Annotated in this window: 18 protein-coding genes; 6 read left to right on the forward strand and 12 right to left on the reverse strand. The window is 62.2% G+C overall.

Annotation, left to right across the window (positions count from 1 at the left end; all coding sequences use genetic code 11):
* Position 1: 1 nt before the first annotated feature.
* The 7 genes from hflX to AACW87_RS15675 all read right to left on the reverse strand — a co-directional run bounded on the left by hflX (position 2) and on the right by AACW87_RS15675 (position 8,269).
* A complete protein-coding gene (hflX, locus tag AACW87_RS15645) occupies positions 2 to 1,288 on the reverse strand; it encodes a ribosome rescue GTPase HflX (RefSeq protein ID WP_043135158.1) in 1,287 nt (428 codons plus the stop codon).
* 63 nt (positions 1,289 to 1,351) lie between these two features.
* On the reverse strand, positions 1,352 to 1,615 hold the full coding sequence (gene hfq, locus AACW87_RS15650; RefSeq protein WP_005311664.1) for an RNA chaperone Hfq: 264 nt from the start codon (positions 1,613 to 1,615) through the stop codon (positions 1,352 to 1,354).
* A gap of 70 nt (positions 1,616 to 1,685) precedes the next feature.
* A complete protein-coding gene (gene miaA / locus AACW87_RS15655) occupies positions 1,686 to 2,603 on the reverse strand; it encodes a tRNA (adenosine(37)-N6)-dimethylallyltransferase MiaA (protein WP_241325520.1) in 918 nt (305 codons plus the stop codon).
* A gap of 97 nt (positions 2,604 to 2,700) precedes the next feature.
* The gene (mutL, locus tag AACW87_RS15660; protein WP_241325495.1) at positions 2,701 to 4,587 is read right to left on the reverse strand and encodes a DNA mismatch repair endonuclease MutL; all 1,887 of its coding nucleotides are present in this window, start codon (positions 4,585 to 4,587) and stop codon (positions 2,701 to 2,703) included.
* A 138-nt stretch (positions 4,588 to 4,725) separates the two neighbouring features.
* Complete coding sequence (locus AACW87_RS15665; protein WP_043141827.1) at positions 4,726 to 6,285, reverse strand: N-acetylmuramoyl-L-alanine amidase; 1,560 nt, start codon at positions 6,283 to 6,285, stop codon at positions 4,726 to 4,728.
* Complete coding sequence (gene tsaE / locus AACW87_RS15670) at positions 6,276 to 6,749, reverse strand: tRNA (adenosine(37)-N6)-threonylcarbamoyltransferase complex ATPase subunit type 1 TsaE (RefSeq protein ID WP_042865703.1); 474 nt, start codon at positions 6,747 to 6,749, stop codon at positions 6,276 to 6,278. The genes AACW87_RS15665 and tsaE overlap by 10 nt, the downstream gene beginning before the upstream one ends.
* Positions 6,750 to 6,757: 8 nt before the next feature.
* Complete coding sequence (locus AACW87_RS15675) at positions 6,758 to 8,269, reverse strand: NAD(P)H-hydrate dehydratase (protein ID WP_241325496.1); 1,512 nt, start codon at positions 8,267 to 8,269, stop codon at positions 6,758 to 6,760.
* A 190-nt stretch (positions 8,270 to 8,459) separates the two neighbouring features.
* Between AACW87_RS15675 and queG the strand changes: the two genes are divergently transcribed.
* Together queG and ppgK are read left to right on the forward strand one after the other, a co-directional pair.
* Positions 8,460 to 9,602: a tRNA epoxyqueuosine(34) reductase QueG gene (queG, locus tag AACW87_RS15680; protein ID WP_043141823.1), complete on the forward strand. Its 1,143-nt coding sequence runs from the start codon at positions 8,460 to 8,462 to the stop codon at positions 9,600 to 9,602.
* An 83-nt stretch (positions 9,603 to 9,685) separates the two neighbouring features.
* Entirely contained in the window at positions 9,686 to 10,444 is a 759-nt protein-coding gene (ppgK, locus tag AACW87_RS15685; RefSeq protein ID WP_043141820.1) for a polyphosphate--glucose phosphotransferase, read from the forward strand.
* Positions 10,445 to 10,511: 67 nt separating this feature from the next.
* On the opposite strand, the gene AACW87_RS15690 is transcribed toward ppgK, so the two are convergent.
* Entirely contained in the window at positions 10,512 to 10,967 is a 456-nt protein-coding gene (locus tag AACW87_RS15690) for a hypothetical protein (protein WP_241325497.1), read from the reverse strand.
* A 471-nt stretch (positions 10,968 to 11,438) separates the two neighbouring features.
* Between AACW87_RS15690 and metN the strand changes: the two genes are divergently transcribed.
* The 4 genes from metN (at position 11,439) to rfaH (ending at position 14,635) form a co-directional block, all read left to right on the forward strand.
* Positions 11,439 to 12,482, forward strand: a complete 1,044-nt coding sequence (metN, locus tag AACW87_RS15695; RefSeq protein ID WP_043141816.1) for a methionine ABC transporter ATP-binding protein MetN — start codon at positions 11,439 to 11,441, stop codon at positions 12,480 to 12,482.
* A gap of 76 nt (positions 12,483 to 12,558) precedes the next feature.
* Positions 12,559 to 13,212, forward strand: a complete 654-nt coding sequence (locus tag AACW87_RS15700; RefSeq protein ID WP_241325498.1) for a methionine ABC transporter permease — start codon at positions 12,559 to 12,561, stop codon at positions 13,210 to 13,212.
* Positions 13,213 to 13,238: 26 nt separating this feature from the next.
* A complete protein-coding gene (metQ, locus tag AACW87_RS15705) occupies positions 13,239 to 14,039 on the forward strand; it encodes a methionine ABC transporter substrate-binding lipoprotein MetQ (RefSeq protein WP_241325499.1) in 801 nt (266 codons plus the stop codon).
* A gap of 95 nt (positions 14,040 to 14,134) precedes the next feature.
* Positions 14,135 to 14,635, forward strand: a complete 501-nt coding sequence (rfaH, locus tag AACW87_RS15710) for a transcription/translation regulatory transformer protein RfaH (protein ID WP_043141811.1) — start codon at positions 14,135 to 14,137, stop codon at positions 14,633 to 14,635.
* 163 nt (positions 14,636 to 14,798) lie between these two features.
* On the opposite strand, the gene AACW87_RS15720 is transcribed toward rfaH, so the two are convergent.
* The 4 genes from AACW87_RS15720 to AACW87_RS15735 all read right to left on the reverse strand — a co-directional run bounded on the left by AACW87_RS15720 (position 14,799) and on the right by AACW87_RS15735 (position 22,638).
* Positions 14,799 to 16,775, reverse strand: coding sequence for a methyl-accepting chemotaxis protein (locus AACW87_RS15720; protein WP_241325500.1), 1,977 nt, complete (start codon positions 16,773 to 16,775; stop codon positions 14,799 to 14,801).
* A gap of 38 nt (positions 16,776 to 16,813) precedes the next feature.
* Complete coding sequence (locus AACW87_RS15725; RefSeq protein WP_043141807.1) at positions 16,814 to 18,025, reverse strand: EAL domain-containing response regulator; 1,212 nt, start codon at positions 18,023 to 18,025, stop codon at positions 16,814 to 16,816.
* Positions 18,006 to 22,286: an ATP-binding protein gene (locus AACW87_RS15730; RefSeq protein ID WP_241325501.1), complete on the reverse strand. Its 4,281-nt coding sequence runs from the start codon at positions 22,284 to 22,286 to the stop codon at positions 18,006 to 18,008. Before AACW87_RS15730 ends, AACW87_RS15725 begins: the two co-directional genes overlap by 20 nt.
* A 148-nt stretch (positions 22,287 to 22,434) precedes the next feature.
* The gene (locus tag AACW87_RS15735; RefSeq protein ID WP_042039391.1) at positions 22,435 to 22,638 is read right to left on the reverse strand and encodes a hypothetical protein; all 204 of its coding nucleotides are present in this window, start codon (positions 22,636 to 22,638) and stop codon (positions 22,435 to 22,437) included.
* Between the last annotated feature and the right edge of the window lie 122 nt (positions 22,639 to 22,760).

Below are 22,760 nucleotides of genomic sequence, written 5' to 3' on the forward strand. Positions count from 1 at the left end.
ATCAATGCCTGATAAAGCGTTGTAAATTCTCGCCTTCCTGTTTCACGAGGCGGTTCCAGTCGGCAAGCTGCAAGCGTACCTCCAGGACAAAATCCCCCTCCTCGCTGAAACCTTCCTGTTCAATGCCCTTCAGACGATAGAGCGCACTGCGCAATCTGGCGGCCGAAGGGGGCAACTGCAGGGTGTGATGCACCATGGAGCCGGCCAGCAACTCGGTCAGGGCCGTAAACAGGTATTCACAGCCTTCACCCGTCTGGGCAGACAACCAGAGCCGCACCGGGCGTCCCTCATCATCCCGCTCCAGACCCGCCGGACGATCGGCCAGCTTGTCGATCTTGTTGCAGATCATCAACTGGGGTCGGTCGTCGGCCTCAATCTCGGCCAATACCTGCTGCACCGAATCGATATTTTCCTGCATCTGCTCATCGGCACAGTCCACCAGGTGCAGCAGCAAGTCCGCTTCACGGGTCTCTTGCAGCGTCGCCTTGAAGGCCGCGACCAGATCATGGGGCAAGTGTCGAATAAATCCAACTGTATCCGCCAAGATCACATCACCCACATCCCGGATCACCAATTTACGCAGGGTGGGATCCAGTGTTGCGAACAATTGGTCGGCAGCATACACGCTGGCAGCTGTAAGTTGGTTGAACAAAGTGGACTTTCCGGCGTTGGTGTAACCCACCAGTGAAACGGTCGGCACCTCATTGCGGTTGCGGGCGCGACGGCCCTGCTCCCGCTGTTTGGCCACTTTGTCGAGCCGACGCAAAATCGCCTTGATGCGTTCACGCAACAGGCGGCGGTCGGTTTCAAGCTGGGTTTCGCCCGGGCCGCGCAGACCGATCCCGCCCTTCTGACGCTCAAGGTGGGTCCAGCCTCGCACCAGGCGAGTAGAAAGATGGCGTAACTGGGCCAGTTCGACCTGCAACTTGCCTTCGTGGGTACGGGCGCGCTGGGCGAAGATATCCAGGATCAGGCCGGTTCTGTCCACGACCCGACACTGGAACAGGCGTTCCAGGTTGCGCTCCTGGGCAGGGGTCAGGGCATGGTTGAAGATCACCACATCTGCGCCCAGCATCTGCACCTGGGACGCGATCTCTTCAGCCTTGCCGCTGCCGACAAAAAATTTGGCGCTGGGTGCACTGCGGTTGGTGGTGACCACCCCCAACGCATTGACCCCGGCCGAGCTCACCAACATTTTGAGCTCTTCCAGATCCTCCCGCTCACCCTCATCGCTGAAGTTGACATGTACCAGAACGGCCTGTTCGCCGGCTTCATAACGGTCAAACAAGCGCTTGCTCCTTGACAGGAATCATGATGAATCTGGGTTGGCGAGTCGTCTCGCCTCGGGATATCACGCCTCGGCTTCACCCTGTTCTTCGCCAGCTGCGCCAGGGACGTGCTGGTGATGGTTGACGGCACGGGCCGGCACCACGGTGGAAATGGCGTGCTTGTAGACCATCTGGCTCACGGTGTTCTTCAGCAAAATGACAAACTGGTCAAACGATTCGATCTGACCCTGCAGTTTGATGCCGTTCACCAAATAGATAGAAACAGGAATCCGCTCACGGCGCAGCGCATTCAAAAACGGGTCTTGGAGAGATTGCCCCTTAGCCATCTTCTTTTCCTTATAGTTTGTTGTTTTTAAACACCGGATATCAATATAACAACCTGATTATACAGGAGTGTCAAGCCACTCCGGCACGGGCAACGACCCTTGCCAGATTGCCAGACTCACCAGATTCCAACCAGGTGACTTCAGGCCAACCGCGCAACCAGGTCATTTGACGCTTGGCCAACTGGCGGGTGGCAACAATTCCGCGATAGCGCATCTCATCATACTCCACTTCCCCAGCCAGGTAGTCCCACATTTGGCGGTAGCCAACGCAGCGAATAGCGGGCAGGTCGGGGGTGAGATCGCCCCGCTCATAGAGCGCCCTGACCTCTTGTTCGAACCCGCCTTGCAACATCTTGTCAAAGCGCTGTTCGATGCGCTGGTGCAACAGGGCGCGATCGCTCGGGGCGATGGCAAATTGATGCACGCGATAGGGTAATCCTTCCCCCTGTACCTGGGTCAGCTCGGTGAGCGTCTTGCCACTGATGCGATAGACCTCGAGTGCCCGACTCAGACGCTGCGGGTCATTGGGATGGATGCGCGCCCCGGCGACCGGGTCTATGCGCACCAGCTCCTCGTGCAGCGCCTGCCAGCCGAGGCGAGCCGCCTCTTCCTCAATCCCGGCACGAATGACAGGGTCGGCGGATGGCAGCGGCGAGAGTCCCTCCAGCAGCGCCTTGAAATAGAGCATTGTGCCCCCCACCAGCAGCGGAATGCGGCCACGGGCGACTATGTCGTCCATCTCCCGCAAGGCATCGCGGCAAAAATCCGCCGCCGAATAGCTCAAGGCAGGATCGAGCATGTCGATCAGCTTGTGGGGTGCCAGGGCCAGCTCGTCGGCCGTCGGCTTGGCGGTGCCTATGTCCATGCCGCGATAGATGAGCGCAGAGTCCACGCTGATGATGTCGCAGGGCAGGGCCTGACACAGATTGATGGCGAGATCCGTCTTGCCGGAGGCCGTCGGCCCCATCAGAAAAATTGCAGTCGGCAAGTCAGCCACGTGAAAAACTCCCCTTGCATGGTCGCCACCGGAGCGGGCGCACCTGCAAAAACTTATCTATTGGTCGAAGAGGCGGTCATCCCGCCCCTCAGTTGCCATCGGCAAACTCGGCCAGCACGCTCGCCAACGACACGGGGCGCACCATGCGCGTGTCTGCCAGTTGGTCACCGTAATCGGTCACAAGTTCCGTCAGCAAACGACTGGCAGTTGAAAAATCATATACTTTTTCGCGGCTTATCCCCTGCTCCACCAGCCATTGGCATAATACTTCAGCCAGCTGGCTCGCATCACTGTCAGATCCGCTCTCGATAATTTGCAACAATTCGGGTAATAACCGCACCAGATCGGTCTGGCGCAGCAAGGCTGGCACCCGAGTCAGGATCATGGTGTCGCGCCCCCCGTTTTTCAACTCCAGCCCCATGCGTTTGAGCAAACGTTCCTGCTCTTCAACCAGCGCTATCAGGTTCTTTGGCAACTTGAAGGAGACCGGCAGCAGCAAGGGTTGCGCCGCCAGTCCCTGCCCCCAGGCCTCCAGCAGCCAGTTGCGCAGCAGCAGGCGCTCGGCCCGCACCAGCGAGAGCAGTGCCAGCTGGCCGTCTCGCGCCAGCAGCAGATAGGCCTGCTCCACCAGGGTGAGCGCCCGCCAGGCACTTGGCGCGGCCTGAACGGCTGCGTTGGCCGCCACCGCCGAGGTGACGGGTACGACAGACGCGGGACCCGCCCCGGGCAAGGTGGTGAGCAGCGCGCCCATGCCACGCATCGCCTCCCGGCTGGGGGGCTCGGGCGGCTGATAATTGCCGGCCCGTCCTGCACCGCCCCCTTCTCGCACTTCACCCGGCGAGGCCGGCGCCCGATAGTTGTGCTCGGCGCCATACCACTCGGGACGGGGCGCCTGGCCCGGGTATTCAATCTGCCCGCTGACCGGCAGCTCGACCAGGGTCTCGGCCAGCGGCTCGCCCTGTTCGGCTCTGGCGGCCGCCTCCCGGTGCAGGGCGGTGAACAGCGCCTGAAAGATGAAGTCGTGGATGAGGCGCGCCTGATGGAAGCGCACCTCGTGCTTGGCCGGATGGACGTTCACATCCACCTGATGGGGATCCAGCTCGATATAGAGCACATAGGCGGCAAAGCGGTCGGCGGGCAGCAGCTCGTCATAGGCCTGGCGGATGGCGTGATTGATGAGCTTGTCGCGCATCATGCGGCCGTTCACATAGGTGTATTGCAGATCGTTTTGCGGTCTGGCCCCCTGCGGGGTCGCCAGCCAGCCCCACAGGCGCACGTCGCTGTGCTCGCTTTCCACCGCCAGCGCGTGGTGCATGAAGGGGGTGCCACAGACGGCGGCCAGGCGGCGCTCCTGCTCGGGCACCGTATTGGCGGCCTTGTACTGGCGCATCACCTTGCCGTTGTGGCGCAGGATCAGGATGACATCGAAACGGGAGAGCGCAATGCGGCGCACCAGCTCGTCGATATGGGCAAACTCGGTCTTTTCGCTGCGCATGAACTTGCGCCGCGCGGGGGTATTGAAGAAGAGATCCACCACCTCCACCGTAGTGCCCACCGGATGGGCCGCCGGCTTGACGGTGACCTGCATCTCGCGCCCTTCCGCCTGGGCTTGCCAGGCCTCGGACTGATCCTGGGTGCGGGAGGTGAAGGTGAGACGGGAGACAGAGCTGATGGAGGCGAGCGCCTCGCCGCGAAAGCCCAGGCTGCAGATCCCTTCCAGATCATCCAGAGTCGCCACCTTGGAGGTGGCATGGCGCGACAACGCCAGCACCAGCTCGTCTTTGGCGACGCCGCAGCCGTTGTCACGGATGCGGATCAGTTTGGCGCCGCCCTTGTCGATGTCGATCTCGACCCGGTCGGCCCCCGCGTCCAGGCTGTTTTCCACCAGCTCCTTGACGACCGAAGAGGGCCGCTCCACCACCTCGCCTGCGGCAATCTGGTTGGCCAGAATGGGCGGTAAAATACGGATCGGCATGGCTTGCTCCTGACCTTTGGTCTTGCGGGATCCAGACCCAGTCACCACTGAGCAGGGCCGCTCCCTCCCCTCTCCTGCGGCAATCTGGTTGGCCAGGAAAGGCGATAAAACAGGGAGCTGCATGGCTGCCCACTGTCTCTATTCTTGGGGGATATAGAGCACCTGCCCTATCTGGATATCCCGTGATTTGAGTTTGTTGATCTCCACCAGGCGCGCCTGGCTCACCCCGAACTTCTCGGCGAGGCGAGAGAGACTCTGGCCGCGGGTGACCACGTGGCGGATCATCCTGGCCTTGTCGTTGCTCTGCACGCTGCTGACAGGCACGCTCGGCTCCTTGGCAGCCACCACATAGGGCTTGATCACACCGGCGCCGGACGAGCTGCTGACGCTGCTGACCGGGGCGCCGCCATCGCTGCTGCGGTTTGGCTCGGTGGCCGGCATCCGGTTGGTCACCACGGGCTGCGACTGCACCTGCGCCGGTTTGCTCACGGCGGCAGGCTTGCTCACCGCCACGGGTCTGCTGACCGCGGCTGGCTTGCTGGCCTGCCCCTTGCCGGTCAGCATGGCGCCCTTGGTCGGGTGGGCACGGTAGTAGTTGCGGATGCCTTCGAAGATGGCGCGAGCCAGCTGATCCTGATAGGCCGGGGTCGCCAGCAGCTTCTCTTCGGCGTGGTTGGAGATGAAGCCCGTCTCCACCAGCACAGAGGGAATATCAGGTGCTTTCAGCACCGCCAGACTGGCGTGCTCCGGCGCCTTCTTGTGCAACCTGGCCACCTTGCCCATGGAGCGCAGGATCTGGCGGCTGACGTCGTAGCCCTCGGCGCGGGACTTGTCCATGGAGAGATCGAGGAAGGTCTGCGCCAGATAGGGGTTGGGATCGGATTCGGCCAATACCTTGCCCACCCCGCCCAGCAGTTCGCCCTGTTTCTCCTGCTTCTCCAGCCAGCTGCCCATCTCGCGATTGGCACGGTTGGTCGACAGCACCCAGACAGAGGCACCGCGCGGGGTGGAATTGTGGAAGCTGTCCGCATGCACCGACACCAGCAGGTCGGCCTTGGCCTTGCGGGCTATCTCGGAGCGCTTGTTCAGATCGACGAAGTAATCGCCACGACGGGTCAGCACGGCGCGCATGCCCGGTTCCCTGTCGATGAGTGCCGCCAGCTTCTGGGAAACAGCCAGGGTGACCCGCTTCTCATAGGTGCGGCGCGGACCTATGGAGCCCGGATCTTCCCCGCCATGGCCCGGATCTATGGCGATCACCACCCCCCGGCCCTTGCCGCCCACAGGCGCAGCCTGCACGGCGGCGGAGGCTTTCTCTTCATAGGGCAGGTCGATCACCAGCCGGTGACCATAGGGACCAGCCGGCGCCAGCGGGAACACCACCGGCTTGATAGTGGAGCTCAAGTCCAGCACCAGTCGCAGGCCGCCCTTCTCCAGCGGAGAACTCTCGCGGATCTTGCGCACCAGCTCGCTGTTGTTCTCGATGCGAGCCAGATTGGTGACGTTATTCGCCCCTTTCAGGTCGATCACCAGCCGGTCGGGGCCTGTCAGGGTGAAGTAGTTGTAATTGGGGGCGCTGCTCATGTCGAGCACCACCCGGGTGTTATCCGGCGATGGCCACACCCGCACACTCTTGAGCTGATTCGCCCAGGAGGGTAAGGCCATCAGAGAGAGGGCAATAACAAGGATCAAGCGCACGTAGATGACAACCGTTCCAGAATGGCTTCGCCAATCGCAGTGCGAGCCTCTATCAGAGCCTCACGCTGCTCGTTTACATAAGTCAGGGTAATGTCCAGATCGGGCGCTGGCAGCCAGCCTTCACCCTTTTCTGGCCACTCCACTAGGCAGAGGGTATTGGCGGCAAAGTAGTCCCGAATGCCCATGAACTCCAGCTCTTCCGGATCGGCCAGGCGGTAGAGATCGAAGTGGTAAACCTGCCACTCGGCCAGTTCATAGGGCTCGACCAGGGTGTAGGTCGGGCTCTTGACCTTGCCCTGATGGCCCAGCCCCTGCACCCAGCCACGGGTCAGGGTGGTTTTTCCGGCCCCGAGGGAGCCGTGCAAGAACACCGTGGTCGCCTGCTGGCAGGCGTGTGCCAGACGGCCACCCAGTGCCACTGTTGCTGCCTCGTCCGGCAGTGTCATCATCAACTGTTTTGCCATGTTCTTCTTTAACTTGTTATGGTGTCGGGATTAACCAGTCGACGGATAAAAGGCAGCAGGTCCGATGCCAGCATGCCCCGCTCTCCGTCTGCGGCGGCCAGATCGGCCGCTTCCCCGTGGATCACTGCGCCCAGCCGGGTTGCCTCGACGGCAGACCAGCCCTGGGCCAAAAGGGCGGCGATTATACCAGATAACAGATCGCCCATGCCGCCACTGGCCATGCCGGGATTGCCCTCGTCACAGAGCGCAATTCCCTTGCCGTCACAGATGAGCGTTCCCGCCCCCTTGAGCAGCACGACACCGCCAAAAACTTGCTGCAAGCGCCGCACGGCGGCAAAACGATCTGCTGCAATCTCGGCAATGGAGCAGCCCAGCAGGCGGGCCGCCTCACCCGGGTGAGGCGTAAGCACCCAATTATCCTGATGACGGGGACATAGCGCCAGCCAATTCAATCCATCGGCGTCCAATACCAGCTGTGTCCCCTCATTGACCAAGGACTCAAAATGGCGGCGACCCCATTCGTCCTGACCGAGTCCCGGCCCCACCAGTCGCACCGAGGCCCAGTGCTCATCCGCATCGGCCTGCGTATTCATCAACTCGGCTTGATAAAGGCTGACGGAACCATGACTCGGGTGCTGACATACCCGTACCAGACCGGCCCCTGCCCGCAGGCAGGCAAGACCCGCCAGCACTATGGCGCCCTGCATGCCCACATTGCCCCCCACCAGCAGCACCTTGCCGTGGGAACCCTTGTGGGCCGAGCGCTGGCGCGGTGTCAGCCACTGCTTGAGGCCGGGGTAATCGATCCGTTCGGCAGCCGCTTGCAGGCCAGCCTCCGGCGTGACGCCGAGGGGATCGCAATCGAGCCGGCCGACACCATCCACCCCCTCGCCGGTGAGCATGCCCTGCTTGATGCCGATGAAGGTGAGGGTGCGGCTGGCACGGACCAGGGCCCCCATGGCACGGCCCGTGTCGGCATCGAGGCCGGAGGGCAGATCTACCGCCAACACCGGTGCTCCCAAGCTATTGATTGTTGCGACGATCTTTGTCAGAAGCGGCGAGAGGGGGGTATGGACACCTGTGCCGAGCAGTGCATCTATCACCAGATCCGGCGGCGGCAGTGAATCAAGCTCGCTCGCGCCGGCCATCAGCACAGTCCCGCCCTGCGCCAGCCACTCATCGGCGGCCCGTCTGGCATCCCCCTTCAGCCCGGCGGGATCCCTCGCGGCGATCACCTGGGGCTCGAGACCGATCTGCCTGGCGAGGCGGGCCAGCACATAGCCGTCACCGCCGTTGTTGCCCGGCCCGACGAAGATCCACCAGTTGCGGCTCTGCGGCCAATGGTGGGTGGCATAGGTGCGCAGCGCCGCACCGGCCCGCTCCATCAGGGCGTAGAGCTCCTGCCCTTCGCGCTCGGCCCAGCGCTGCTCCAGCGCGCGGATCTGTTCAGTCCGCCACAGTGATTGTGGTAAACTGCGCACCTCTTTCCCGCTGATAGCATCCCCGATGACCTGTACCATGATGGCTCCTGACTTTCATCCATTGGCCCTGGCTGACACGCGCCGGGCACCCGATGCGACATGACCACAGCTGATTTTCACTGCCGGTTGACCCAGGACATCCAGCCTTTGGGACCGGATGCCGCATGAGCACGCCTGAGTTTCACCGCAGGTTGACCCAGGACATCCCGCCTTTGGGGCCGGATGCAGCATGAGCACGCCTGATTTGCAGCAGTTGGCCCACGATATCAAGCTATGGGCGAGCGAGCTAGGATTTGACCAGATCGGCATCACGGACACGGATCTCAGCCTCGAAGAGCCCAGGTTGCAGGCCTGGCTGGATGCCGGCCATCACGGCAGCATGGACTACATGGCCCGCCACGGCATGATGCGCGCCAGACCCCACGAGCTGCTGCCGGGCACCCAACGGGTGCTGTCGGTGCGGATGAACTACCTCCCCTTCGAGGCCGGTTTCGCCGCCACCCTGCGCGACCCGACCCTCGGCTACATCAGCCGCTATGCCCTCGGTCGCGACTACCACAAGGTGCTGCGCAACCGCCTCAAGCAGTTGGGCGATCGCATAGAACAACGCTGCCGGGAACTCTGTCAGGCCACGGGAGAGTGGCGCCCCTTCGTCGACTCGGCCCCCATACTGGAGCGGCCGCTGGCCGCCAAGGCGGGGCTGGGCTGGATCGGCAAGCATTCGCTGCTGCTCAACGAGTCGGCGGGTTCCTTCTTCTTTCTGGGAGAGTTGCTGATCAGTCTGCCACTGCCGCTGGATGCCCCGGTGGAAAAAGAGCAGTGCGGCAAGTGCGTGGCCTGCATCAATATCTGCCCGACCGGCGCCATAGTCGCGCCCTATGTGGTGGATGGGCGCCGTTGCATCTCCTACCTCACCATAGAGAACGACGGCCCCATCCCGGAAGAGTTCAGACCGCTGATGGGCAATCGCATCTATGGTTGTGACGACTGCCAGCTCATCTGCCCCTGGAATCGCTATGCGGATGTGAGCCCCGAGCCCGACTTCAGCCCGCGCCCCAACCTGCACCGCCCGCCGCTGCTCGAATTGTGGCGCTGGAGCGAAAGCGAGTTTCTCAAGCACACTGAGGGGAGCCCGATCCGGCGTATCGGCTATCAACGCTGGCGCCGCAACCTGGCGGTGGCACTCGGCAACGGCCCGGCCACCCCGGATGTCATAGCCGCGTTGCAGCTGGCACAGGACGAGGCAGAGCCCATGGTGGCCGAGCACATAGCGTGGGCGCTGGCGACCCTGGCCCGGCGCCAGCAGGATGACAGCAAAAAAACCCGCTTGTTGATCCGTTGCATAGAAAAAGGTCTGCCGGATCACGCATAAGTGATCTGCCCCTTGCCGGATACACGTCATTTTTTCATGCTCTGCCGACGGTTAACCGTCGGCACTATAAAAGGAACAATCTGATGCAGATGTTGGGAGTGGATATCGGTGGCTCAGGGATCAAGGGATGCCTGGTCGATACCGAAACGGGCGAGCTGATTGGCGAGCGCCATCGTCTGGTGACGCCGCAACCGGCCACCCCGGCCGCCGTTGCACATACCCTCAAGGCACTGGTGGAACACTTTCAATGGAAGGGTCCGGTGGGCTGCGGTTTTCCCGCCACCATCCACAACGGCATCGCCAAGAGCGCGGCCAACATCGACAAGAGCTGGATTGAGACCGATGCCGCCCACCTGTTTGCCGATGTGACCGGCCTGCCCTGCCATGTGATCAACGATGCCGATGCGGCTGGCCTGGCCGAGATGCGCTTCGGGACCGGCAAGGATCGCAGCAAGGGTGTCATCATCCTCATCACGGTCGGCACCGGCATAGGCACAGCCGTGTTCGTCAATGGCCAGCTGCTGCCCAACACCGAGCTGGGCCATCTGATGCTGGAAGGCATGGTTGCCGAGCACTACTGCTCGGATGCGGTGCGCAAGCGCGAGGATCTCTCCTGGAGCCGCTGGGGAAAACGCTTCAACAAATACCTAGCCAGACTGGAGTTTCTGTTCTCTCCCGACCTCTTCATTCTGGGGGGCGGCAGCTCCTCCAAGCTCGACAAGTTCATCGACAAGATTGAGACCCGGGCCCCCCTGGTGGCGGCCGCCAACCTCAATCAGGCCGGCATCATAGGCGCCGCCCTCCATGCCGCCGAGCTCAGCCGGGAACAAGCCCCCCGCTGAGCCGGACGCCAGGCAGAGAATGAGAGAGGCCCGGCATCTGCCGGGCCTCTCTCATTCTCTGCCTGTGCTAGATATCGTCGAGTCTATGCACCCCGTGCACCAGCCGGGTCAGGCGGGTCTGCTCCAGCGATGACAGCGCACTCAGCAGTGCGGCCGTCTCTTCCGTCGGGCATTCGCTGGCCAGGTGGCCCAGCTCGCCGATGAGTTTCTCCTCCTGACGGCACACCTGCTGCACTATGTCCTGAGTCTGGGCCGTGGCAGGCAGTGACAGCCGCTGGATGTCAGGCAGCAGATCCTCGCTGAACCCTCGCTCAAGCCAGGTCTCCCTGATCCCGCCCCCCAGCTGGCCCAGGTAGTCGTGCAGATGGACCCTGGCCGCTTCCTCCCGCTCTTGCAGATAGGCCAGCAGCATGCGGCTGCGCTCGCCATCCACCTCGGCCATCAGCCGCCCGTAACAGAGCCCGAGCTGGTGATGAACCAGTTCCAGATACAGCAGCAAGTCCTTGATCTGTTGAAATCGCATTGCTCCGCCCTCCCGCATACCATGCTCTTTCAGTATAAAAAACAGGCAATTGCAATCCAAGTCCAAGCGTGGCGCTTGTTGCGCTGCATCAAGACGCAGGCCAAGAAAGCAGCGATCAGAACAAAGTGGAATGATTTGTGCCGATCCGGGTGCGATAGCAGCATGACCAGGCAAATCCGACTCGCGACTAATAAAGAAGGAGATAAGACCACATTTACCATGTGATATTCGGCGATATAGCTACACTGCCAAATACAATATTGATGTGAGCCAGATCACCGTCCACGTTAGTCGGCAGACGGGAATCCTTAGCACTTTTTTAGACGTCTAGAAGTATAAACACGCGTTGACACAGCCATCCAGACATCTTAGCATCATCCTCCATGATGACAGAGCAACCCAGTGGAACCTCTGCCCAATTCACCCGCCTGTAGCGCCCTGTGCTTTAAGGCTGTTAGCACGGAAGAATCCATGATTAAGTTGAACGGTCTCAACAAAGTCTACGGTAAAGGCAGTGATGCCGTGCACGCCCTGCGTGACGTGAGCCTGCATGTGCCACAAGGCAAGATTTTCGGGGTGATCGGCGCCTCGGGGGCCGGCAAGAGTACCCTCATTCGTTGCGTCAACCTGCTGGAGCGCCCGACAGAGGGCCAGGTCATCGTCGATGGCCAGGATCTGGTCGCCCTGCCGGAGCGGGAGCTGACCCAGGCCCGCCGCCAGATCGGCATGATTTTTCAGCACTTCAACCTGCTCTCCTCCCGTACCGTGTTCGCCAATATCGCGTTCCCGCTGGAGCTGGCAGGCTGGAGCAAGGCCCAGATCCAGGCCCGGGTCGACGAATTGCTGGCCCTGGTCGGGCTGGAAGCGCGCGCCCACGCCTATCCGTCCGAGCTGTCAGGCGGTCAGAAGCAGCGCGTCGCCATCGCCCGCGCCCTGGCACCGGCCCCCAAGGTACTGCTGTGTGACGAGGCCACCTCAGCCCTGGATCCGCAGACTACCCGTTCGATCCTGAGCCTGCTCAAGGAGATCAACGTCAAACTGGGGCTCACCATCTTGCTCATCACCCACGAGATGGACGTGGTGAAGGGGATCTGTGATGACGTCGCCATCATCAGCGACGGCAGCCTGATCGAGCAGGGCGAGGTCGCCTGGTTCTTCAGCAACGCCAAGACCCAGCTGGCACGGGACTTCATCCACTCCACCATACATCTGGAGGTGCCGCAGGAGTATCAGGACAGGATGAGTGCCGAGCGGGTGGCCAACAGCTATCCGCTGGTGAAGCTCGGCTTTACCGGCAGCACGGTCGATACGCCCCTGATTTCCGAGGCGAGCCGTCGCTTCAACATCGACATCAGCATTCTGAGCGCCGATATCGAGTACGCCGGGGGCGTCAAGTTCGGCTTCCTGCTGGCGGAGCTGTTCGGGGATGAGGCCCAGTGCGAGGCGACCCAGCAGTTCCTGATAGACAACCATATTCAGCTGGAGGTCATGGGTTATGTCCGCAGCAATGACTGATCTGCTCATCACTGCCCTCAAGGGCTGCCAGACGCAGTCCCTGATCACAATCGCATTCAGCTGGAGGTAATGGGTCATGTCCGAAGCAATGATTAATCTGCTGGTCACAGCGCTCGGCGATACCCTGCTGATGGTGTTTGCCTCCGCCCTGTTTGGCTGCCTGCTCGGCCTGCCGCTGGGAGTGGCACTGCACGTGACCAAGGCGGGCCAGATCCTGGCCAACCCGGCCCTGAACAAGTTGCTCGGCATCCTGGTCAACATTGGCCGCTCAGTGCCCTTCATCATTTTGCTGGTCGCCATCATTCCGCTGACCCGGCTGATCGTCGGCACCAGCATAGGCACCATAGCCGCCATAGTGCCGCTGACCATAGGTGCCGTGCCCTTCATCGCCCGTCTGGTGGAAGGAGCCCTGATGGAGGTGCCGGACGGCTTGCTGGAAGCGGCCAAGGCCATGGGTGCCAAACCCCTGCAAATCATTACCAAGGTGCTGCTGCCCGAGGCCCTGCCCGGCATAGTCAACAGCGTCACCATTACCCTGGTCACGCTGGTGAACTACTCCGCCATGGCCGGTGCCATCGGAGGCGGTGGTCTGGGTGATGTGGGTATTCGCTACGGCTACCAGCGCTTTAACCCCACCGTCATGCTGGCAACCGTCGTCATTCTGGTTTTACTGGTTCAACTCATCCAGAGCGCAGGTGAGCGCCTGGTCAACACATGTGATCATCGTTAATCGTCGATTTCTGACAGGAGGTTTTTATGAAATTTGGCATTAAATCCGTTGCGGCTGCCCTGCTGGCGGGCCTGGTTCTGGCCGGTTGTGGTCAGAAAGAAGAGAACAAAACCCTGAAAGTGGGTGCCATCGCCGGGGCGGAATCCCAGCTGGTGGAAGCCGCGGCCAAGGTCGCCAAGGACAAGTACGGTCTGACCGTCGAAGTCGTTACCTTCTCCGACTTCGCCACCCCGAACGTAGCCCTGAACGATGGCAGCATCGATCTGAACGCCTTCCAGCACAAACCGTATCTGGATAGCCAGGTCAAGGATCGCGGCTTCGATCTGGTGCCGGTCGGCAACACCTTCGTCTACCCCATCGCCGGCTACTCCAAGAAGATCAAGGCCCTGGCCGATCTGAAAGAGGGCGCGCAGATCGCGGTGCCGAACGATCCGACCAACCTGGGCCGCTCCCTGATCCTGTTGCAAAAGCAGGGCCTGCTGACCCTGAAAGAGGGTACCGGCCTGGAAGCGACCGTGCTCGACATCACCAGCAACCCGAAGAAACTGAAGATTGTTGAACTGGAAGCGGCCCAGCTGCCCCGTTCCCTGGAAGACGTGGATCTGGCCATCATCAACACAGTCTACGCCTCCCAGATCGACCTGCTGCCAAGCCGTGACGGCCTGTTCGTGGAAGACAAGGACTCCCCCTACGTCAACCTGATCGTCTCCCGTGGCAACAACAAGGATGACGCCAAGGTGAAGGAGTTCGTCCAGGCCTTCCAGAGCGACGAAGTGTACAAAACTGCTGACGAACTGTTCAAAGGCGGCATAGTCAAAGGTTGGTAATCACTCACTCTGCAAAAAAGGCCACGCCAAGCGTGGCCTTTTTTATTGCCGCGGTTATCATAACCGGGAGCACGGCAACACGAACGTAACAGAACATGAAAAAATGGTATCTGGCCTACTGCAAGCCAAAGGAAGAGGCCCGCGCCCGCGCCCATCTCGAAGCCCAGGGGATTGAATCCTATTACCCCATGGTCGAAATCGAGAAACTGCGGCGGGGCAAGCGTGTCCCGGTGCGGGAACCCATGTTTCCCAACTATCTGTTCATCTATGTGGATCTGGAAGAGGTCACCCCCGTCACCCTGAAGTCGACCCGTGGCATCAGCCGCATCATCCACTTCGGCAAGGAGTGGACCTCCATCAGCAGCCAGCTGGTCTATCAGTTGATGAGCCGCGACGACAGCGACGAGGCGAGAGCCAGCTACGCCAACCTGCCGACCCAGGGCGACAAGGTGTTGATCGAATCTGGCCCTTTGGCCGGATTCGAAGCCATCTATCTGGAACCGGATGGGGAGAAACGTGCCATCCTGCTGGTCAGTCTGCTCAATCAGGAGACCTCCAGCAGCTTCGACAACCAGTCTTTCCGCCGACTGGACTAAGCCTCATCAGGCGTCTATGGCGAGCAAGGCCTCACACCTGCTGGTCAGCCTGCTCAACCAGGAGACATCCAGCAATTTCTACAATCAGGCCTTCCGTCGCCTGGATTGAAAAAACGGGGCAGGCCCATCGGCCTGCCCCGTTTTTTTGCCGTCTTGCTCCGCCTCAGGCATCCAGCTCGAAGCGACTGATGACGGACGTCAGCCGCCCCGTATCCTGCGCCAGTCTGGCCACTATCTCCTCCCCCTGCCGGCTGCGCTGACTCGACTGCCGGCTGAGCCCGGCGATCTCCTCCACAGTGCCCGCCACCTCCTGGGCAACCCGGGACTGCTGCTCGGTGGCGGTGGCGATCGCCCCCAGCTGACCGGACAGATCCTGCACCAGCTGCAGCATGGCACTGAGGGTCTCCGTCACAGACGCGACCGCATCCCGGCCCTGTTCCACCAGCTGGGTCCCGCTGCCGACCGTGCTCACCGTCTGGCGAGTCTGTTGCTGAATGCTGGCGATGGTCTGGCTGATCTCGGCCGTCGACTGGCTGGTACGGCTGGCGAGCAGGCGCACCTCATCGGCCACCACGGCAAAACCGCGCCCCTGCTCCCCCGCTCGCGCCGCCTCGATGGCGGCGTTGAGCGCCAGCAGATTGGTCTGCTCGGCTATGGTGGCGATCACCTCGGTGACGCGCCCCACCTGCTCGCTCTGGGTGCTGAGCAGCCCCATGGCCTGATTGGCCTGGGCAATCATGGTCGCTATCTCCTGCATGGTGGCGGTCATGCGGCCGAGGGCATTGCCCCCCTGCCGCGTCTGCACCTCGGCCTGCTGGGCGGCTCGGGCCGCATCGGCTATGTTGCCCGCCACATCCCGGGTGCTGACCGACATCTGTTCGATCGCCGCCGCCACAGTGTCGACCCGCTGATTCTGGCTCGCCAGATCGGTGACTATGGCCCGGGTGGTGTCGCCGACCTCGACACATGCCCCCTCCACCTGCCCCACGGCCCCCTGGATCTCGCCGACCAACTGGCGCAGCTGCAGGGACATCTGGTTGATGGAGCCCGTCAGCCCGCCCAGTTCATCCTGGCTCTGCACCGGCAAAGGGCGGGACGGCAGACGGCCGTTGGCCACCAGATCGGCCCGCACCACCAGGCTGGCGATGTCCCGGGTCAAGCGGCGGCTGAACAGCAGGGCCACCAGGGTGCCCAGCACTATGACGGTCAGGGTGGCCAGCAGCAGGGTACGGTTGATGGTTTGTCCGGCGCTGGCCATCTTGTGGCCCATGCTGTCCACCTCGGCGCGGGTCTGGGTAACCTGGGCCGCCAGCTGGCCGGCCAGCTGGGTCAGCGCAGGCTCGATATCGGTCGCCATCAGGTAATTGGCCTGATCCCAGTCCGGCGCCTGACGCTTGCTGATCACCTGACCGACCAGCTCGGCGAAGGGGGCGGACATCTCTTCAAACAGCGACCAGAGGCCCTTCTCGGCCTCGGTAAAGTTGGCCTGCTGCTGTTTCACCTCGGCGACACGCTGCTGGTGGAACTGGTAGTAGTCCTGATATTTGGTGCGATATTCGGGATCACCCGAGATGAGGAAGTCGCGCAGGGCGGAGAGCGCATTGGAGAGGCCGTTGTAGGCATCCCCCACCTGCTTGAGCAGCAGCCGGCGATCCCCCGGCAGCTGATCCTGCGGGGTGGCCACCTCTTCATTGGCAAAGGATTGCAGCTGATCGAGGGCCGATTCCGCCAGCGGGCCCGCCTCCAGCAGCATGAGTGTGTGGGCGGGCAGGTTCTCCTCGGTATGGGCGATGGCCCACACCTTCTCCTGATTGCCCTTGAACGCCTTGAGGGACTGGGCGAGGGCCGGCGTGAACGGCTGCCGTTCGATGGCCTGCCAGGCCCCTTCCCACTCCTGCTTGAGGCGGGCGGCCTGGGCCGGATCCTTGCCGAGGATGAGGTAACCGCGCAAGGAGGAGACGGTCGCCACCAGCGCCTTCTGGCTCGCCTCATCCCGCTGCAGGGCGGGCAGCGCCTGCTCCAGCAGATTGGTTTCGGCTTGCCCGATCCGGCCGAGCTGGTGATAGACCAGGGCGGAGGAGAGGAGCACCAACAGGTTGATAAAACAGAAACTGAGCAATAACTTGCTTGAAATTTTCATGAACGTCCTTGTTCAACTGCGGGCATGCTGCCCGGCACTCAGTCCCCGATCAGACCCGGTAACCGTTCGCGCCAGGTGTCATGCCACCCCATCAATTCATCGCGCGGCATGGGCCGGGCGGAGAAGAAGCCCTGACACACGTCGCACCCCAATCTGGCCAGCAGTCGCCAGGTCAGTTCATCCTCCACCCCTTCGGCGACCGACTTGAGCCCCAGTTTGCGGGCCAGTTCGATACTTGACTCTATTATGGCCAAACGTGAGGGGTCCTCATAGCAGCGATCGACGAAGGACCTGTCCAGCTTGAGCTCGGTGAAGGGCAGCAGGGCCAGCTGCTGCATGGAGGAGTAGCCGGTCCCGAAGTCGTCGATGGAGAGCCCGAAACCGTGCATGCGCAGCCGGGTCAGCACCTCCAGCGACTTGCCCAGATCCTTCACGAACGAGCTCTCCGTCACCTCCAGGGTGATGAGCTCGGGGTTGATGCTCCAGCGCTGGCACTGGTTGATCAGGGTGTTGCAGAGATCCCCCTCGATGAGGGAGGTGGTGGAGAGGTTCATCGACAGGTTGAGGGAGAGCCCGGTCTGCTCCCACAGGTGGCCATCGCGCAGGGACTTGCTGATGATAACCTCGGTCAGCTGGTCGATGAGACCATTGTGCTCCGCCAGCGGAATGAAGCGAGCCGGCGAGATGAGGCCATAGTCCGGGTGCTGCCAGCGGGCCAGCGCCTCCATGCCGACCCACTGGCCCGAGCCAAAGCTCACCTTGGGCTGATACCAGGGCAGCAGCTGATCCTGCTCCAGCGCCTGACTCAGCTCATCCAGAGTCAGGCTGTGGCCATCCTCCTCCTGGGCCCGCTCCTGTTGCGGCCGCCAGGCGCCGATCAGCTGGCTGATCTGCTGCTGGCTGGAGGGCTTCTCGATGCGCCCCAGCACCTGTAGACCATAGGCGGCGCTCATCCGCAGCACGGCTTCGACCACGTCATCTTCCAGCGCGCTGGAGAGGATGATGCCGCCACGAAAGCCGCCGAGGGAGAGGCGGCGCAGCAACGCCATGCCATCCATGCCGGGCATGCGCAGATCGCAAAACAGGATGTCGACCTGATGACGCTGACACATGGCCAGCGCCTCCAGCCCGTCCTGAGCCTCCAGCAGGGAGGGATAACCGAGCCCACGGATCTGGTGCATCAGTGCCTTGCGCTGGAACGCGTGGTCTTCCACCACCATGATCACCAACTCATGCTGTGTCTTGTTCATCGAGCCATAGTCCAATTTCGCGTGTAATAGAGTTCATCAGCGCCTGTACTGTCTGGCTCAACTCGGTGAGTTCTTCCAGCTGCTTCAGACGGGCCGCCGCTTCGAGTCGAGCCGCTTCCTCTGCCAATGCCAACTGCCCCACCATGCGGGCAGCGCCCTTGATGCGGTGCGCCGTCTCCACCAGGGCATGGGTATCCTGGCGGGCCACCGCCTGCATCATGTCATCGCCATCCTGGCGGTTGGAATCCAGGTACTCCCGCGCCATGCTGCGGGCCACCTCCTCATCCCCGAACAGCGAGATCCAGCACTCCCCCTGCTCTTTGGCCGGTTCAGTCGGCTGTGCCGCCGCCTCGTCCACCGGCACGACCACCGGCAGCCAGCGGGCCAGCATCTGGCGCAGGGTATCCAGGGTGTAGGGCTTGAACAGCATGTCGTTCATGCCGGCCTGCTGCATCTGCAGGCCGGCCCCTTCCGACGTATCGGCCGTGACCCCTATGATGGGAGCCAGCTCCCCCTGCGCCCGCAGGGTCCGGGCCAAGCTGTAGCCATCCATCACCGGCATGTGACAGTCGGTCAGCAGCAGGGAAAAGTCCTGCCCCTGCCAGGTGCGCAGCGCCTTCTCGCCATCGTCCACCACCTCGGCATCCACCCCGAGAATGGCAAGCTGGCGCGCCAGCAGGGCGCGATTGATGGGATGATCGTCGGCCACCAGCACGCGCCCCTGCAACTGAGCGGCATGGGCCTGCACCGGATGGATCGCTTTTTCCCCCAGCAACTGGTGGCAGGTCTCCAGCAACAGATCGGGGTAAAGCGGGGATTGACCCAGCCGCCACCAGGCATCCGAACCCATGCGGCCACGCAACGCTTCCAGCGGGGAGAGCACTATGCCCTTGAGGGCGGATTGCTGCAAACGCGTCACCCACTCGCTGCCCAGCGCCTGCTCGAGCCAGCTCTCTTCCGCCAATAACAAACCACTCACCGGCTGCTGCCACTGCTGCGGGTCCAGACGATCCAAGCTGGCCCCCAGCCGCTGCATGGCAGACTGCAGGGCCGCATCCTCGCCAAACAGCCACCAGTGCTGGCCTGCCAGCGGCGGCGCATCCCATTGGCACTCCGTCAGCGGGAAACCGAACGTCAGCCGGGTACCCTGACCCGGTTTGCTCTCAAGAACCAGGCTGCCCCCCATTTTCTGGGCCAGCTGATGACAGATGGCCAGCCCCAGCCCGGTGCCACCGAAGCGTCGGGTTATGTCGGATTCCACCTGCTCGAACGGGGTAAACAGGCGATCCTGCTTCTCTTCGGCAATGCCGATGCCGGTATCGCTGACGGCGATGAACAGTTGCTCGGCGCGATAGCTGACCTGGATACGGATCTCGCCCCGCTCGGTGAACTTGACCGCATTGTTGAGCAGATTGGAGAGCACCTGCCCCACTCGCACGACGTCGATGCGGGCCTGATCCGGCACCTCGGGCGCCCACTCCAGCGTCACCTTCAACCCCTTGCCATGGGCCAGGGTGGCATGACCGCGGATCACGTCGCAGATCACGGAGGCGAGGCGACCATCCTGATAATGCAGCTGCAACTGACCCGCCTCTATCTTGGAGAAGTCGAGCACGTCGTTGACCAGATAAAGCAGGTTGTTGGTGGAGGTGATGACGTTGCGCAGCATGTAGCGCTGATCTTCGTTCAGCTCGCTCATCTGCAGCAATTCCAGCATGCCGTGCATGCCGGAGATGGGGGTCCTGAGCTCGTGGCTCATGGTGGCGAGGAAGCGGCTGCGCACCTGCATCGCCTGCTCAGCGTAGGCGCGCGCCTCTCGCAGCTCGTTCTCCTGACGCTTGAGTGCCGTTATGTCCTGGATCACCCCGTTGAGGATCAGATCCCCCTCCTCTTGCGGCACGAAACTGCCGCGTACCTGCAAATAGCGATCCCCTTCGGGGCGCGCCACCCTGACCTCCAGATCGAGCGGCGCCAGCGTCTCGGCATGATTGGCCACCTTGCTGACAAAGTCCTGCAGCGCCTCTTCGGTAAAGCCGAACACCTCGCCACCCGACTCGGCCGACATAATATCTTGCTGACTGGCGCCCAGGATCTCGCTCGCCCCCTGGGAGGCATAGAGGAAGCGGCCCTTGCCAGGCCCCTGCCACAGGTATTGATAGACTATGCCCGGCATGCTGTCGGTGATCTGGGTGAGCCGGGTCTCCGCTTTGCGGGCCCGCTCCTCGGCCTCCTTGATGCGGGTCACGTCGGTGAGCACGGTCAGTACGCCCAGCATGTCGCCGTTCGGGGAACGATAGGGGCGCTTGGCATAGATGACGTGGAACATGGCACCATCCTGGCGGCGGCTGTAGCCCGCCCCTTCCAGCTGCTCACCGCGCTGCCACACCGCCAGCTCCTCCCTGAACACCCGCTCCCGCTCCTGGGGCGGCATGCCGTCGAGATCGTCGCAATCATCGCCGACCTTGGCCCCGATGAAGGCATCCCGGTAGGCCTGATTGCAGAGGGTGATACGCTGCTCGCGATCCCGCAGCGCCACCATGTTGGGCAGGGAGTTGAGCAGGGTCTGCACGAAGGTCAGCTGCTCGTTCAACTTGTGCTCGGCCAGCTGGCGCTGGACGATCTGGCGGCGCAACGTGCGGTTCCAGCCAATGAACAGCAAGACGCTGAGCAGGAAGGCGCCGATCCCGAAGGAGGACCAGAGCAGCACGGTCGCCGGATTGATGCCGGTCTGTATGCTCAAGGAGAGCCATTTGTGCTCCAGTTTGGCCAGCTCTTCCGGCCGGATGGAGATCAGCACCTTGGTCAGGATCTGCTGCAGCATGGGATCTTGCTGGTGCACCGCCATGGCGACCGGCACCCGCAGCTCGTTGCCGGAGAAGACCACCTGATAGCGATTGTTGAACCCCTTCTGCAGCGCCTGCTCCAGGGTCGTCATGCTCATCAGCACATAGTCGACCTCATGCTGATCGAGCAGGGGCAGCAGCCTGGTGTCACTGCTGACCGTCACCGGATAGGCCCCCACCTCCTGAAGTATCAGCTCCTCGACCGAACCACCGACTATGCCCACCTTGTGGCCCTTGAGTGCGTTGAGGTTTTCCAGCTCCTTGCCCCCCTGCCTGGCGGCGATCACCCTGTGGATGAAGGCGTAATCCGGGGTAAACAGGCTGTACTGGCGCCGCTCGGCTGTGGGGGTAATGGCCGGAATGAGATCCAGCTTGCGCGCCTTGAACAGCGCCTGAGTCTCGGCCCAGCTGCTGGTCGGCACCAGGGTGAATTTGAGGCCGGAGCGCATGCTGAGCAGCTTGAGCAGATCGGCGAGGAATCCCTTGAGCTGACCATTGCCGTCAATTTCACTCACCGCCGGCCAGTCGGGGGCGACGCCGAATCTCAGGGTCGGGTGCTGCGCCAGCCACTCCAGCTCGCTCTGGTTGAACACTATCTGACGGGGGCCGTTGGCCAGTTCATAGTCGACTATGCCGCCAGTCTCCAGAATGCGGCGTCGCTCATCGAGAGGGATATCGTTGAGAGCCAGCTCCAGCAGGCCCAGCAGACCCTGATTGTTGGGGCCTACCGCCATGGCCAGCGAGGTATCGGTCACCCATTCAGGGGTGATCACCTTGAGCCCGGCCTGCTGTTGCAGGCGCTGCAAGCGCACCAGGGCTGGCAGATCCGCCAGATAGGCATCCGCCAGCCCTTTCTTCACCATGAAGACAGCCTCGTCGCTGCTGTCGGCCTCCACCAGGTGCGCCATGCCAAGCTGCTCCAGTTCCTCACAGGAGCTGAAACCGTGTTCACACACCCAGCGCAGTTGACGGGCCGCCGGCAGGCTCAGCTGGTCATCCCCCTTCGCCAGCAGGATGCCACGGGGCAGCCCCATGAGGTCCGAGGTAAAACGCATCTGTTGCTGCCGGGAGTGGCTGGGGGTCACGCCGATCAGCATGTCGACCTCGCCATCGAGCAAGGCCTGCTGGGCTCCGGCATAGTAGGGATAGGTCTTGTAGCGCAGGGTCAGTCCCAGCCGGCTCGCGACCAGGGAGGCAAAATCATCGAGCGGGCCGCTGAAACCACCCCGGCTATTGGCATAGACATAGGGGGGCCAGGCCACCGAGGGCATGCCGACCACCAGGTCGCTGCGCGAGGCGAGCCACAGCCGCTCGGACAGCCCCAGTCGATCCTTGTCCAGACCGGTTTCTGCCGCGGCGGCAAGGCTCCAGCAGGCAAGCCAGCACAACAGGAAGGCGCGATAGCAAAGACGCAACATGGACAACTCCTGAACAAATCGGAGAGCGATGATAGAGATTTTGGCAAAATGTGCGAATGAAAATTCGTAACCAAACTCAAGCGGATACGAAAAATGGCAGGCCTAAGCCTGCCATTTTCCTGCAAGAAGGGGGCCAGGCCCCACATCATCAGGTTATTCGATTCCCAAGCCGGAAGCCGGTTTGATATTCCTGCTCACGGACGTGGGCGATCTGCACATTTTGCCCTTCCAGACCTATGTCTTTCAGCAAGGCGGGCGAGAGGTGCAGGTAACTGGTGCGGCGTTCCAGCCGGGTGATCCGTTTCTGAACCAGGGATTCGACGGTGCGCAGCAGGGTCAGTTCGATAGACATAATATTCTCCAGTTGAACGTGCGGTTCTCCCGGAGAGGGGGCATCACCCTGCGGGACAACCGCGGGTGATGAAAAAGCAGGTGTTACCTGTTTCCTCCACGCGGCAGAAAAAGAGCACGAGT

It is taken from the genome of Aeromonas sp. MR7, from assembly GCF_963899385.1.
Lineage (GTDB): Bacteria > Pseudomonadota > Gammaproteobacteria > Enterobacterales > Aeromonadaceae > Aeromonas > Aeromonas bestiarum.